Origin of the sequence: Chitinophaga parva, assembly GCF_003071345.1 — a bacterium.
Taxonomy (GTDB): Bacteria; Bacteroidota; Bacteroidia; order Chitinophagales; family Chitinophagaceae; genus Chitinophaga; species Chitinophaga parva.
The window spans coordinates 497,762-511,109 of sequence record NZ_QCYK01000001.1 but is presented as its reverse complement, the minus strand read 5'-3'; the positions used below and the strand labels follow the sequence as shown (position 1 = coordinate 511,109).

The 13,348-nt window shown below is 53.2% G+C and carries 12 protein-coding genes; 4 read left to right on the top strand and 8 right to left on the bottom strand.

All coding sequences use genetic code 11. The features are described 5' to 3' along the window. Window positions 1-83 precede the first annotated feature (83 nt). On the top strand, window positions 84-932 hold the full coding sequence (locus DCC81_RS02235; protein WP_108684965.1) for a methylated-DNA--[protein]-cysteine S-methyltransferase: 849 nt from the start codon (window positions 84-86) through the stop codon (window positions 930-932). Window positions 933-935: 3 nt separating this feature from the next. Here DCC81_RS02235 and DCC81_RS02230 read toward each other — a convergent pair whose 3' ends face one another. The 8 genes from DCC81_RS02230 to rlmD all read right to left on the bottom strand — a co-directional run bounded on the left by DCC81_RS02230 (window position 936) and on the right by rlmD (window position 10,136). Then, window positions 936-1,550, bottom strand: coding sequence for a DNA-3-methyladenine glycosylase family protein (locus DCC81_RS02230; protein WP_108684964.1), 615 nt, complete (start codon window positions 1,548-1,550; stop codon window positions 936-938). A gap of 11 nt (window positions 1,551-1,561) precedes the next feature. Continuing rightward, window positions 1,562-2,557, bottom strand: coding sequence for a M28 family peptidase (locus DCC81_RS02225; RefSeq protein ID WP_165806404.1), 996 nt, complete (start codon window positions 2,555-2,557; stop codon window positions 1,562-1,564). 152 nt (window positions 2,558-2,709) lie between these two features. Beyond that, complete coding sequence (gene cysS, locus DCC81_RS02220; protein WP_108684962.1) at window positions 2,710-4,203, bottom strand: cysteine--tRNA ligase; 1,494 nt, start codon at window positions 4,201-4,203, stop codon at window positions 2,710-2,712. A gap of 139 nt (window positions 4,204-4,342) precedes the next feature. After that, window positions 4,343-5,452, bottom strand: coding sequence for an endonuclease/exonuclease/phosphatase family protein (locus DCC81_RS02215; RefSeq protein WP_133177506.1), 1,110 nt, complete (start codon window positions 5,450-5,452; stop codon window positions 4,343-4,345). 85 nt (window positions 5,453-5,537) lie between these two features. Further along, entirely contained in the window at window positions 5,538-6,659 is a 1,122-nt protein-coding gene (locus DCC81_RS02210; RefSeq protein WP_108684960.1) for an endonuclease/exonuclease/phosphatase family protein, read from the bottom strand. A gap of 77 nt (window positions 6,660-6,736) precedes the next feature. Then, window positions 6,737-7,675, bottom strand: coding sequence for a rhomboid family intramembrane serine protease (locus tag DCC81_RS02205; RefSeq protein WP_165806403.1), 939 nt, complete (start codon window positions 7,673-7,675; stop codon window positions 6,737-6,739). 192 nt (window positions 7,676-7,867) lie between these two features. Further along, entirely contained in the window at window positions 7,868-8,689 is an 822-nt protein-coding gene (locus tag DCC81_RS02200) for a rhomboid family intramembrane serine protease (RefSeq protein ID WP_108684958.1), read from the bottom strand. A gap of 25 nt (window positions 8,690-8,714) precedes the next feature. Next, on the bottom strand, window positions 8,715-10,136 hold the full coding sequence (rlmD, locus tag DCC81_RS02195) for a 23S rRNA (uracil(1939)-C(5))-methyltransferase RlmD (RefSeq protein WP_108684957.1): 1,422 nt from the start codon (window positions 10,134-10,136) through the stop codon (window positions 8,715-8,717). Window positions 10,137-10,299: 163 nt separating this feature from the next. Here rlmD and DCC81_RS02190 point away from each other — a divergent pair, with 163 nt between their 5' ends. The 3 genes from DCC81_RS02190 to DCC81_RS02180 all read left to right on the top strand — a co-directional run bounded on the left by DCC81_RS02190 (window position 10,300) and on the right by DCC81_RS02180 (window position 13,309). Next, the gene (locus tag DCC81_RS02190; protein WP_108684956.1) at window positions 10,300-11,697 is read left to right on the top strand and encodes a TlpA family protein disulfide reductase; all 1,398 of its coding nucleotides are present in this window, start codon (window positions 10,300-10,302) and stop codon (window positions 11,695-11,697) included. A 180-nt stretch (window positions 11,698-11,877) separates the two neighbouring features. Next, complete coding sequence (locus DCC81_RS02185) at window positions 11,878-12,606, top strand: porin family protein (RefSeq protein ID WP_108684955.1); 729 nt, start codon at window positions 11,878-11,880, stop codon at window positions 12,604-12,606. Between the two features lie 79 nt (window positions 12,607-12,685). Further along, window positions 12,686-13,309: a porin family protein gene (locus tag DCC81_RS02180; protein ID WP_108684954.1), complete on the top strand. Its 624-nt coding sequence runs from the start codon at window positions 12,686-12,688 to the stop codon at window positions 13,307-13,309. Window positions 13,310-13,348 lie beyond the last annotated feature (39 nt).

Here is a 13,348-nt window from a genome sequence, read left to right as displayed (position 1 = left end):
GTATGCGGGGCTGGTATGTCCGCAACAATCGGGTTGCGGCCCGCCTGCGGCGGGGGTAATTTTACGTACCTTAATGTTTCGCCATGCAAACACCGCAATACCATACCATCGCCGCCGCTATTGAATACATTTCCACCCATTTCCTGGAACAGCCAGACCTGGAAACAGTGGCTGCACAGGTGCATGTAAGCCCTTTTCATTTACAACGCATGTTCACAGAATGGGCCGGCATCAGCCCCAAGCGCTTCCTCCAGTTTATTACTACCGCTTATTTAAAACAGAAACTGCACGAAACGCCTAACCTGCTGGAAGCCGCTGCCATGGCTGGTTTATCCGCCCAGTCGCGCGTGTATGATCTCTTTGTGACCCTGGAGGCGGTAACACCCCAGCAATTTCGCAGTGGGGGGGAAGCGGTACAGATCCGTTATGGCTATCATAACACGCCTTTCGGGCATGCCTTCCTGGCCGCCACGGAAAAAGGCATTGTAAGTATGCAGTTCCTGGAAGCCGGGCAGGAAGCGCTGGTGCTGGAGCAGCTACGCGCAGAATGGCCACAGGCGCGGGTGAGCGCAGATGAAGCCTTCACGGCGGTGTTGGTCAGCAAGATATTCAATGCAAAGCCGGGGGAAAAACTACACGTGATGGTGAAGGGCACCAATTTCCAGGTAAAGGTGTGGGAAGCTTTGCTGCGCCTGCCTGCCGGCAGCGTTACCACTTATTCCCGCATTGCGGAATACATTGGTCACCCCAGAGCTGTGCGGGCGGTGGGCTCCGCCATTGGGGCAAACCCGGTGGCCTTTCTGATCCCCTGCCACCGCGTGATCCGCAAGGAAGGCCAGCTGGGAGAATATCATTGGGGCAGCACCCGCAAAAAGGCACTGGTAGGCTATGAAATGAGTAAAGTGAATGAGACGGGAGAAGATGCCGCCTGACGGCTATTTGGGAGTATTGTCTTGCTTGTCGTCATCCCTCCAGGCCCAGAGGTAACGGGCTGCATAGGTGCGGTAGGGCGACCACTTAGCCGTAATTTTTACCAGCTTTTCTTTGAATGCTTTCTTATCTGTAGCATCCAGTTTGTAAAGTTTGATCATGGCGTTTTGCAGGCCCAGGTCGTCCAGGGCAAACACGTCTTCCCGTCCCAGCTGAAACATCAGCAGCATTTCCACGGTCCATCTTCCTACACCTTTGATCTGGGTGAGGTAGTTGATCACCTCGTCGTCCGCCATGGCATGCAGCTTGGCATCCGTTACTTTTTCTTCCACTACAAAGCGGGCCACGTTCAGCACATACTGCACTTTGGCGTTGGAAAGCCCGATGGCGCGCAGCTTTTCGGGCGCGGTGTCCATGATCATTTTTGCTGTAGGCTCTTTACCGTTATACAGGTCCAGGAAGCGCTGGTACAGCACCTGGGCCACCCGCACGCTGAGTTGCTGCGCCATGATGGAAGCAATAAGCCGCAGCGCCACATTGGGCCGCGGCTTTATCTCTTCCAGCGCAATGGTCATAATGCGCTGCAGTTTTTTGTCTTTGGAAAGATGTGCGTGGTGCATATCGGATGGTATTAATACGCAAACGGCTGCGTATACACCACCTGCAGCAGGGTTTGTCCTACAATGTGCAGGGTGGTTTTGTCGATGATGTCCATGTTATCGTGGGTGGTGTGCCAGTGTGCAGGAAAGTTGCCGTTGGTTTGCCAGCCCAGTACATCAAAAGTGGGGATATGGATGATATTGTTCACATACACGTGGTCATCATCTATGGAAGTACTTTCATCGTAGCGGAAGTACTGGCTGCCTCCCAGGCTGTTTGCCACATCCCAGAACATTTTCATCTGGCTGTAGGCCTTGTCTTTGGAAGTGGTTTCAATGGCAAAGATGGAATTTTTGCCCCCTACCATGTCCAGCAGGATGCCATAGTTTGCCTTGTAGCCGGGTACATGCGGGTGGTGCGCCCAGTACTGGGTGCCCAGTGCATAGCTGTCGGGCATTTCGCTGATGCCGGAATCTTCCACGTCTGTAAAAAGCAGGTCCACGCCCACGTTTGCGGGGATCTTTTGTGCCTTCATATGGCGCGCGGCCTCCAGCATTACGGCTACGCCGCTGCCGCCGTCATCGGCGCCGTCAAAGGGTTTGTCTTTGTTGGCGCCGGAGTCCTGGTCTGCATGCGGGCGGGTGTCCCAGTGGGCCAGCACCAGCACGCGGTCCTTGGCGCCGGGGTTGAAAGCGGCTACCACGTTGATACAGCGCAGCTTTTCCCGGTGCGGGCCGGTTACCGTGGTGCGTTGTACATACACGGTATCAGCCAGGGGCTTCACGGTGTTGATGATCCAGTTTGCACAGGCTTCCTGCGCCGGTGTGTTGGGAATGCGGGGGCCAAATGCCACCTGCTTAGCCACATAATTGTAGGCCGTGTCTGCGTTGAATACCGGTACATTGGCGGTGTTCACAGCGGGCGTGGTGGACTGGCTTTCCTGAGAAGCAGAAGAACCGGAATTGTTATGGCAGGCGCTGGCCAGGAATAAAAAGCCTGCGGCAGCCAGGGTAAGTTTTTTATGCATAGATGAATTGCTGAAACGCGATTTTATATTAGGTGGTGGCCCGTTTTTACTGCCGGCAATGCCGGGTAGAATACTTGCCGCCATCAATGACACTGGCAATAATAGTGCCTTGAAATGCTGATGGACAAAGGATTTCAGGGCGCCAATCATTTTTATACAATGCTGTAGGTCATGCTGCCGTCCTTCTCATCTTTCAGTTGTATGCCCATTTCCAGCAGCTGGTTACGGATCTTATCGGAAGTAGCGTAGTCCTTTCGGGCCTTGGCTTCTTTGCGCATGTTCATCAGCAGTTGCAGCACGTCATCCAGCTTGCTGTCGTCCGCCTGGCGTTCACCTACAATGCCCAGGATATCTACCAGGTATACTTTCCAGGTGTTTTTCAGGATGGTGAAGGTCTCTTCGCTGATCTCGGCCATTTTGATCTGTCCACTTTTCAGGGAATTGATCACCGGCGTCAGTTCAAAGAGGTTGGCCATTACCTTGGCGGTGTTCATGTCATCATTCATGAACCCGGGGATCTCTGCGCACCAGGTCCTTACCTGTTTGTCCAGTTCTTCATTAAAGGTTCCTTCGCCTTGTACGTAAGGCATGGCCTGTAGTAGTTCATTGGCCGCCAGCAGGCGGGCCAGGCCTTTTTCTGCGGCCTGCAGGGCTTCATTGCTGAAGTCCAGCGTGCTGCGGTAGTGGGTTTGCAGGATAAAGAAGCGCACTGTCATGGGGCTGTAGGCCTGCGTCAGTTCTTTTGCCGTGCCATTAAAAAGCTCGCGGAGGGTAATGGTGTTGTTGTAAGACTTACCCATTTTCCTGCCGTTGATCGTGATCATGTTATTATGCATCCAGTAGCGGGCCATCAGTTCACCGCCGGCTATTTCACTTTGGGCTATCTCGCACTCGTGGTGGGGAAATTGCAGGTCCATGCCACCGCCGTGAATGTCAAACTGGGTGCCCAGGTACTTGCGGCTCATGGCGGAGCACTCAATGTGCCAGCCTGGGAAGCCGTCGCCCCAGGGGCTGGGCCAGCGCTGGATATGCTCTGGTGGTGCAGCTTTCCACAGGGCAAAGTCCACTTTATTGTGTTTTTCGTCCTGGTTTTCCAGCTCGCGGGTGGTTTCCAGCATATCTTCCAGCACACGGCCACTGAGGATGCCATAGTGATGGTTGCCGGCGTATTTCTTCACATCAAAATACACGGAGCCATTCACTTCATAGGCGTAGCCGGCTTCCAGTATTTTTTTGATCATTTCTATCTGCTCTATGATATGGCCGGTAGCGGTGGGCTCTATGCTGGGCTCCAGGTTGTTAAAACGCAGCATGGCCCAGTGAAACAGGTTGGTATATTTCTGCACCAGTTCCATGGGCTCCAGCTTTTCCAGCAGGGCACCTTTGGCGATCTTGTCCACCGCGTCGCGGCCCTCTTCTTCAAAGTGGCCGGCATCGGTGATATTGCGCACGTAGCGTACTTTATACCCCAGGTAAGTGAGGTAGCGGAATAATACGTCGAAGGTGATATAAGGACGGGCATGGCCCAGGTGCGATTCGCCCGAAACGGTGGGCCCGCACACGTACATGCCTACATGCCCCGGGTATATCGGGATAAACTCCTCTTTCTGTCGCTTGATGGAATTGTAGACTTTCAGTGATGACATAAAAAAATAATGGATTGCAAAGATAGCGATTCGACCCTTGCCAAACTGCTTCCCCGCGGATTACAGGCCTCGGTGCCATTGCCTACTGCGCCGCACCGGGAGCGGGCTGTGGCAAGCGCAGTTTAAAAATAGTAATATTTTATCGCAGATAAGCGATCACCGGGTAGTGATCCGATAAGTTCGACTTGATCTTGCGGTACGCCAGCACCTTGAAAGTAGGATCGGCAAAGATATAATCAATACGCAGGGTGGGCGAGAGGCTGGCAAAAGTGCGGCCTATGCCGCTTCCCTTTTCCAGGAAAGCATCCTGCAAAGGCCCGCGTATGGTAAAGTAAGTGTAAGAAGCCGGGATATCATTGAAATCCCCGCAAACGATCACCCGGTAAGGGCTGCGGCGGATGAAGGACGCCACCGTATCTGCCTGGTGCCCCCTGCGCACCATGGCTGCCCGCATTTTCTCCAGGATGTTGCGTGTGGCCTTCAGCCCCGTATCTTCCTGGGACTTGATCTTATCCAGCTGTGAATAATCTTTCTGGTCAAAACGGTAGCTCTGCAAATGCATGTTGAGAATACGGATGGTGTCACCCTCCCGTGCTATGTCTGCATACACCAGGCTTTCACTCAGCGGCCCTTCGCTCATCTTTATCTTGCTGGAATTAATGATGGGGTAGCGGGAGTAAATGATGGAGCCCCAGTGCAGGTTGCCATTGCGGTTAAAATCGCTGGAAAAATAGCGGTAGGGCATCTGCAGTTCCTGGGAAATGTTCTCCCGGTTATTGGTGTCGTTATTTTTATCGGAAGTAAAAAAGTCCTGGAGGCAAAGGATATCCGGTGCTTGTTTTTTAATCAGGGCATAAATGGCCTGGCGGGTATAGCGGCTGTCCTTTTCGCGGTACAGGCCAAACTGCGCTACGTTGTAGCTCATTACCGTGAGCGAACTGTCTGTTACACTATCCGACACCGCATCGCCGGTGGGCCAGTGAAAAGCAATGTAGGCACTTACAGATTTCCACCCCAGCAGCAGTGCAATAAGCGGCAGCAGCGCATAACGCGCGTTAAAAAATAGCCAGCCCACCAGGAAAATAATAAGCAACGCCAGGAGAAAAGGAAAGCCCAGTGTAAGAAAGCCAATGGGCCAGAACCGCGCAGGAGAAAGGATAGGCGCCAGGCAGGTGATCAGGAACAAAACAGCAACGATCACGTTAATGACCAGAAAAAATCCTTTCGTAAATAGCCGCAGTAATCTCACCGTAAACGCTGTTTTGCCTGTTGAATTGGTTTGTCGAGTGGGATAAATTTACCGCAAATTCACGGAAGATCGGGTGCAGAAAATGCTAAAGTTTTTGCAGGTGCAGGGTGGCCATCACCGGTGTGTGCTCAAAGAGCGGGTGTGGGAAGGTGTTGTATGCTTCGCAATACAGGCGTGGATCAGTAAGGATGTAATCAATGCGCAGCGTGGGCGCCAGGGTACGGTAAGTGCGGCCTATGCCCCAGCCCTGCGCCAGGAATGCATCCTGCATGCCAGTGCTCAGTACATGGTAGGTATAAGACACGGGCACGTCATTGAAATCGCCGCAAAGCAGTACGGGGTAAGGGCTGTGGGCTATCAGCGCATGCAGGGTATCTGCTTCGTAAGCACGCGGGATCACGGTGTGGGTCATGCGCGAGAGGAGGTGACGTGTGTTGTGCAGTGTAAGATCCTGCAATTGCCGGATGCGGTCAATGGCGGCAAAATCAGTGTCAGTAAACATATAGGATTTCAACTGCACGGTATAGAGCCGCACGGTATCGCCATGCATCAGCAGGTCTGCCTCCAGGATGCTATGGCCGCTGCCCTCCTGGGTACTATCCACCGCAATGGCGCGGGCCTGTAAAATGGGAAAGCGCGTATACAGGGCAATACCCAGGAACACCTGTTCCCAGCGGTGTACATCTGCTGTAAAAAAGCAGGAAGGATAATCCATCACCTGGCAGATGGAGTCCAGGTTGTTGGTCCGGTTATACTGCCGGCCACTGTAGAATTCCTGCAGGCACAAGATATCCGGATTCGCCTGCTGTATGGTGCGGTACACCTTGTTCTGCACAGCGGTGTCCTCGCGGTAGTGCTTCAGTCCCAGGCTGCTGGCATTAAAGGTCATTAGCCGGAAACTGTTGGTGGCCGGCTTTTCTGCCTTGGCAAAGAGATGGCCACCCAGGCTCACAGACAGCGGCTGCAGGCAAACCAGCAGCGCCGCCAGGGAGAGCAGGTAATATTTTTTACCACAGACCAGCCATACCGGTACAAAACAAAGCATGGCCACGGCCAGGAATAAAAAGGGGATGCCGGCCAGGGTACCCAGGGCAAACCGGTGCGGGTGCAGCCGGGGCAGGAAGGCGGAGCAAAACAGTAAAATAGTAAAGAGGATGTGCAGTACCAGCAATGCACGGCATAGGCCATTCTTTAACCGTAAAGGCATAGTAGATGACGGATTTTTGGGGTTACCGTTATAAATAAAGTCCTCTAAAAAGCAATGCCGGTGCTACTTCCGGGCCACTAGTCCCTTTTGCTGGCGCGCAGCAGGGTATCCTTTTCTTCCACGGAGAGGGCGTCTATGCCCTGCATATTTATTTTGTCAAGCACTTCATTCAGTTCTGCTTCTGTTACACTGGCGCTGCGGGGGGCTGTGCGGCGGAAAGGCATGCCATGGCTCAGTAATTGTTCTCGGGTATTGTCCTCGTCGGGGTGAAACATATGGGATGCCCGGTACAGGAGGCGGTTCAGACGGGCGCCCCAGTCGCGGCCCTGCTGGTACTGGTGTATCAGCACAAAGCCAGTGAGCGCGCCTCCTGCCAGCAGCAGGTAGATACCTCCGAAATTATGGTCCATCACATTAGCACCTATCAGCAGTACAAAATACAACGCACTGATGATCCACAGCGGAATGCCGCCCTTGTGGCCCGGGCCGGTGAGCAGGCGGTAACCAGGAGCATACACCGTGGCAGCTACGGCAATGGCCATTACACTGGGACCAGCGCCCATAAAAAAGGAAGAAGACGCCAGCAGGCGGAAACCGGGAATGAGGTTCATACCGGCTATGTAAAATACGGCGCCTGCAAGGCCGCCAAAAACGTACAGGGGAACGATCCGCTGGTAACCGGCCGTGCGCTGCAGAATGGTCCCAAAGAAATAAAGCCACACCATGTCATACACAATACTTACATCAAACCAGGCATTGCCCAGGGGGCCATGGCTAAACATGAAGGTGAGCAGGGACCAGGGCTTTACCAGCAGGCGGGCGGGAGATGCAGGAAGGGTGAGCCAGTCTGCCACTTCCTCAAAAGAGGTTTCATGGTAACTGCCCAGCATGAAGATCACTTTTATAAAAAACAACAGCACAAAAACGGTGAGGTTAATGGAAACTAGTTTTGTAACCATGTTCCTTTCTTCACCGAGTGAAAGCGTGGGCTCGTGCCCCTTTTCTGCAACTTGCATGGTAGATATCATTTCACTACAAAAGTACGGAAACAGCGCAGTTATTTCCGCCGTTCCTGTATTTAAAACCCTTGCATAGCCGTTATTGCAGGCGGCCCCACATGACGGGCGCTGTAACAGGCTGGGCTTCAAAACACAAATCCCCGGCTACCAGGCAGTTGCCGCCGGACCCGGGAAAACGGTCACAAAAAGTTAATGGTAATTAGACTTGCCCGCCCCGGCCCACGCCTTGAGCAGGATATAACTGATGAGTACGCCACTCAGGTGGGCAAAATGCGCCACATTATCACCGGGCACGTGGTGGAAGCCCAGGATAAGCTCCAGCAGGATGTAGGCGCCTACCACGTACTTGGCCCGCCAGCGCAGGGGCCACACGATCATATTGGGGAAAAGAAACCCAAAAGCGAAGAGGATCCCAAACACGGCGCCGGATGCCCCCAGCACATAGGTGTTGGTATAACTGTCCACAAACTGGCGCACAAATTCCTTGGTGGTAAAGATCACCTCTGGGTCGTGCGGGTAGCTGGCCAGGCGCGACTTGGTCTCATCATATACATAATCACCGGAAGAGAGGTCGTAGCGGGCGTCCAGCTGCATGAAGTGCTGGTAGGTAGGCTGGTCCAGGAAGGCCTGCGCATCATGCTGTAACTGGTTGTTCTGGAAGTTCTGCACCCCCATGTACAGGGCGGCGGCGCCCATGCCACACAGCAGGTAGAACACCAGGAAACGCCCCGGTCCCCACAGCTTTTCCAGCAGGCTGCCGAAGAGCCAGAGGGTGCCCAGGTTGCTGAGCAAGTGCAGCAGGGACTCGTGCATGAACAAATGGGTGAAGAACTGGTAGGGAGAGAACATATCCGATCCCCAGTAGTGCAGTGCCAGGTGGTCTTCCATCCACTCCCGCAGGCTGTTGCCCGCGGTAAGCTGCGCCAGGAAAACCAGCCCGTTGATGATCAGCAGGTTTTTTATGACGATGGGAGGGATGAGGTCTATTTTCCTGGGCTTGGTAAAATGCATTGTTTCAGTAGCGCAATTAGTCGTTTTAGATATTAGGCCTGCGTTGCAGCAGCACTACATTCTCAATGTGATGGGTATGCGGGAACATGTCCACTGGCTGCACCCGTTCCACCGTGTACTTGGCATCCAGCAAAGCCAGATCCCTGGCCTGTGTAGCAGGGTTACAGCTCACATACACAATCTTCGGGGCGGCTATTTCAAGCAGTTTTTGTACCAGCTTTTCGTGCATGCCTGCGCGGGGCGGATCGGTGATGATCACATCCGGGGCGCCATGGTGCGCAAAAAATTCATCATTGCAGATGTCTATCACATCGCCAGCAAAGAATTCCGCGTTCTGCACGCCATTGTCCTTCGCATTTTCAATGGCATCGTCTATCGCTTCCTTCACCAGTTCAATGCCGATGATCTTCCTGGCTTTCTTAGATACAAAGATGCCAATGCTGCCGGTGCCGCAATACAGGTCATACACGGTTTCGTGGCCGGTAAGGCCAGCATAGTCGCGGGTTACCTGGTACAGGCGCTCACCCTGGTAGCTGTTGGTCTGGAAAAAGGATTTAGGGCCTATCTTAAATACGAAATCCTCCAGTTTTTCGGTGATGTAACCCTTGCCATGGTAAGTTCTGGGCTCCAGGTCAAAAATGCTGTCGTTCTTTTTCGGGTTGATGGTGTATACCAGCGTGGTAATGGAAGGCACAATGGCCAGCAGGTGGTCCAGCAGGGCGGTGCGGGCCGCCTTGTCTTCATGGTGGATCACGAGGTTCACCATGATCTCGCCGGTGGTGCAGATGCGGACCACCAGGTTGCGCAGCCAGCCGGTCTGGGCGCGGATGTCGTAGAAAGACAGGTCGTGCTCCAGGGCGTAGGCGCGGATGGTGTTGCGGATCAGGTTCACTGGTTCCTGCTGCAGGTAGCAGGTATTGATATCCAGCACCTTGTCAAACAGGCGGGGAATGTGGAAGCCCAGGGCATTGCGTTGGGGAATGCCGCCCTCATCGGGCAGGGTTTCCAGTTCGTCCTGGGGCACATAGGCGCGGTTACTGAAGGTAAATTCCAGTTTGTTACGGTAATGGCGGGTCAGTTCCCCACCCAGGATGGGCGTAATGGGGGGCAGGGCCATTTTGCCAATGCGGGTCAGGTGGTCTTCCACCTGCTGGGCCTTGTATTTCAGCTGCTCCGCATAGGGCAGCATCTGCCATTTGCAGCCACCACAGGTGCCAAAGTGCTCACAGAAAGGCTCCGTACGGGTGGGAGAATAGGTGTGTATATGAATGGCCTTGCCTTCTGCCCAGTCTTTCTTGTTCTTGCGCAGCCGCACATCCACGACGTCACCGGGCACCACGCCGCCCTCAATAAAAATTACTTTACCGTCTATCTTGGCCAGCGCTTTGCCCTCCGCGGCATAACCGCTTACCGGGACCTGCGCCAGGACTACATTTTTTTTCTTCACGCCTGCAAAGGTAATATTTTAAAGCTAGTCCCAACGGGCATTTGGGGAAATAAAGCACCACCCGCCAGGGCCAGCCGGCTAAGGCTCACCGTTTAACAATTAACACTTCCCGTTTACGTGTAATCCGTTATTTTTACGGGGTTACATTCCATTTTTCCGCCCTATGCGTAAACTTTTAATGCTTTTAACGGCCGTACTGTTCCTGCGGCCCGCCCTGCAAGCACAGGGATACCATATCACCGTTCAGGTAAAACCATTGAAACAAGGCCGGCTCTACCTGGGCCACTACATGGGCAAAGGCACCTACCTGGCAGATTCTGCGATGATAGGCCCCGATGGCACCGCCGTATTCCAGGGCAAGGAAAAACTGCTGGGCGGCATTTATCTGGTGGTGATGCCGGATAAGCGTGGCTATTTTGAAATGCTGGTAGACAAACAGCAGGATTTCTCCGTGACCTCCGATACCAGCGATCTCTCCGCAAAAGCCACTTTCAAGAACTCCGCAGATAATGATCTTTTCTCCGGTTACAATCATTTCCTGGCGGCCAATGCCGCGGAAGGCAATGCCCTGGCTGCGCAGCGCGCCACGCTGAAAACCGCTGCCGATACCGCTGCATGGCGCACCCGCCAGGTGGCTTTCACCAAAAAGATCCAGGCCTACCGCGATGACGTGGTGGCCAAACACCCGCAAACCCTGCTGGCCAGCATTTTCCGCGTGATGCAGGAGCCCGTGGTGCCGCCCACCCCTCCCGGTGAAGACTCCACCTTCCCCTACCGCTATTACCGCGCACATTTCTTTGACGGCACAGACTTCAGCGATGGCCGCCTGGTACGCACCCCCGTGCTGGAAGCCAAGCTGCAACAGTACTTCCAGACCCTGGTGCCCGGCTACCCGGATTCTATCAACGCTGCCTGTGATGAAGTGATAGCCAAAACCCGCAAGGACAAAGAGATGTTCAAGTTTGTACTGTGGTGGCTTACCTACAATTATGAATCATCCCAGTACATGGGCATGGATGCCGTGTTTGTATACCTGGTGGAAAAATATTACGTGCCGGGCGATGCCTATTGGCTCACGGATGAACAGCTGAACAAGATCGTGTCCCGCGCATACGCTATTGCACCCAACCTCATAGGCCAGCGCGCCGCGCCCCTGGAGCTGAAAACACCAGACAACAAACCCGTTTCACTCTACACCACCAAATCAAAATACACGGTGCTGGTGTTCTGGGACCCTACGTGCGGCCATTGCAAAATTGAGGTGCCCCGGCTGGACTCCGCCTACCGTGCCAGCTGGCAGAAAATGGGCGTTACGCTGTTTGGCGTAAAGACCGATGGTACCGTGGACCAGTGGAAAGAATTTATCAAAGACAATAAGCTTTCCGATGCATGGGTGCAGGCGTACGATCCCGAAAACAAGACCAACTATCATCACCTGTACGACGTGTATTCAACACCGTTAGTCTACCTGCTGGACGAGAATAAAAAGATCCTTGCAAAGCGGTTGGGTGTGGAACAATTGGACGAGTTCCTCAAACACAGTACAGCAGCCAAGCAATAGTGCAACTATATTAAAAAGATATGCCCCCGGCGCTTCGCTAAATTTTTAGCAGCCGGGGGTATTTCTTTGTGTTCAATACCATGGCCGGTTTCAGCGGAATATAGCTTCCTTGGCACAGTCTTTGGCTAGTGGTTGTTAACAAACCATTAAAAATTTCGGAACCATTTAAAAAACTAGGTTATGACTAAGAAGATCATGTTAACAGTGAGCGCATTGGCAATAGCGGCAGCTTCTTTCGCGCAATCAACATCGTCCATGAATGAACCGCCCACCCGCGCAAGAGTAGGGATCAAAGGCGGCCTGAACCTGTCTAATATTTCTAACCATAACAATGGGTCTACAGACAACAATAAAACCCTGGCCGGATGGAATGCCGGTGTGATCGTAGACCTGCCGCTGGCGCCCATCCTGTCATTGCAGCCGGGTGTGTTTTATACCACCAAGGGTACGAAGATAGAAGGGGGGACCAAAGGGTCTGTAACCGATCCATACTATAAATACACCACTAACCCTTCCTACATTGAGGTGCCGGTAAACTTCGTGGCCAAGCTGCCCCTGGGTGACTACACCAACAAGTTTTTCGTAGGTGCGGGACCGTATGCAGCCTTTGGTGTAGCCGGTAAGAACAAGTGGACGTCCAATGTGGGAGGTGTGGAAAGCAGTGGCTCTTCCACCATCAAATGGGATGACGATACCCCCTTTAACAGTGGGGATCCTAACCAGGGCTATGATAAACTGAAACGTTTTGACTGGGGCCTTAACTTCCTGACCGGCTTTGAACTGAATGACTTTATTATCTCCGCGCAGTATGGCCTTGGGTTTAACAAGATCTACAGTGGCACAGATGACCAACGGAATGACAAGAGTAAGAACCGTGTGTTCACGGTATCTGTAGGCTGGTTGTTCTAACCGCGGTGGTTGAAATTTCTAACCTCTAAAAAATATTATTGACCGCTTTTCTTAAAAACCAGCAAACCAATTTCACAACATGAAAAAGCTTTTATTGCTTGCGGTGATCATGATGACCGCCGCTGTATCCTTCGGCCAGGTAACTTTTGGCGTGGAGGCAGGCCCCAACTTTTCCAGCTACACTGCGAAACCGGACCGGGGCGACAAACAAACTTCCAAGATCCGCACCAGTGTGCGTGCCGGCCTCACCGCAGACCTGCCCCTGGGCAATGATTGCTACATAGGCACCGGCCTGTTTTACATGGGCAAAGGTGGCGTTAGCAAAGACGATTCCAACTTCAAGACAAAGCTCTCTTACCTGCAGCTGCCCATTGATTTTATGTACAAGGCAGACGTGGGAGAAGGGAAGGTGATACTGGCCGCCGGCCCCTACCTGGCCCTGGGCCTGGGTGGCACCGCGGAATATTCCCTGGCCGGCCGTACCATATCCACCAAGATCTTTGAAGACGAAGCAGGCGATGCAAAGCTGAAACGGTTTGATATGGGCGTGGGTATCCAGGTAGGTTACCAGTTCCCCATGAACCTGTACCTGGGCCTCAACACAGACCTGGGACTGGTGAATGCTTACAGCAATTCTGATGTGGGTAAATGGCATAATACCTCCTTTGCCGTATCCGTAGGTTATAAGTTTGGAGGAAAATAAGAGATTGAGTACTGTACTATTACTACGCGCCGTCTGCAC

Excerpts from the sequence above, each read along its gene's own strand:
- DCC81_RS02235 (WP_108684965.1), top strand. The coding sequence starts at position 84 with ATGCAAACACCGCAATACCATACCATCGCCGCCGCTATTGAATACATT.
- DCC81_RS02230 (WP_108684964.1), bottom strand. The coding sequence starts at position 1,550 with ATGCACCACGCACATCTTTCCAAAGACAAAAAACTGCAGCGCATTATG.
- DCC81_RS02225 (WP_165806404.1), bottom strand. The coding sequence starts at position 2,557 with ATGCATAAAAAACTTACCCTGGCTGCCGCAGGCTTTTTATTCCTGGCC.
- cysS (WP_108684962.1), bottom strand. The coding sequence starts at position 4,203 with ATGTCATCACTGAAAGTCTACAATTCCATCAAGCGACAGAAAGAGGAG.
- DCC81_RS02210 (WP_108684960.1), bottom strand. The coding sequence starts at position 6,659 with ATGCCTTTACGGTTAAAGAATGGCCTATGCCGTGCATTGCTGGTACTG.
- DCC81_RS02205 (WP_165806403.1), bottom strand. The coding sequence starts at position 7,675 with ATGCAAGTTGCAGAAAAGGGGCACGAGCCCACGCTTTCACTCGGTGAA.
- DCC81_RS02200 (WP_108684958.1), bottom strand. The coding sequence starts at position 8,689 with ATGCATTTTACCAAGCCCAGGAAAATAGACCTCATCCCTCCCATCGTC.
- DCC81_RS02190 (WP_108684956.1), top strand. The coding sequence starts at position 10,300 with ATGCGTAAACTTTTAATGCTTTTAACGGCCGTACTGTTCCTGCGGCCC.
- DCC81_RS02185 (WP_108684955.1), top strand. The coding sequence starts at position 11,878 with ATGACTAAGAAGATCATGTTAACAGTGAGCGCATTGGCAATAGCGGCA.
- DCC81_RS02180 (WP_108684954.1), top strand. The coding sequence starts at position 12,686 with ATGAAAAAGCTTTTATTGCTTGCGGTGATCATGATGACCGCCGCTGTA.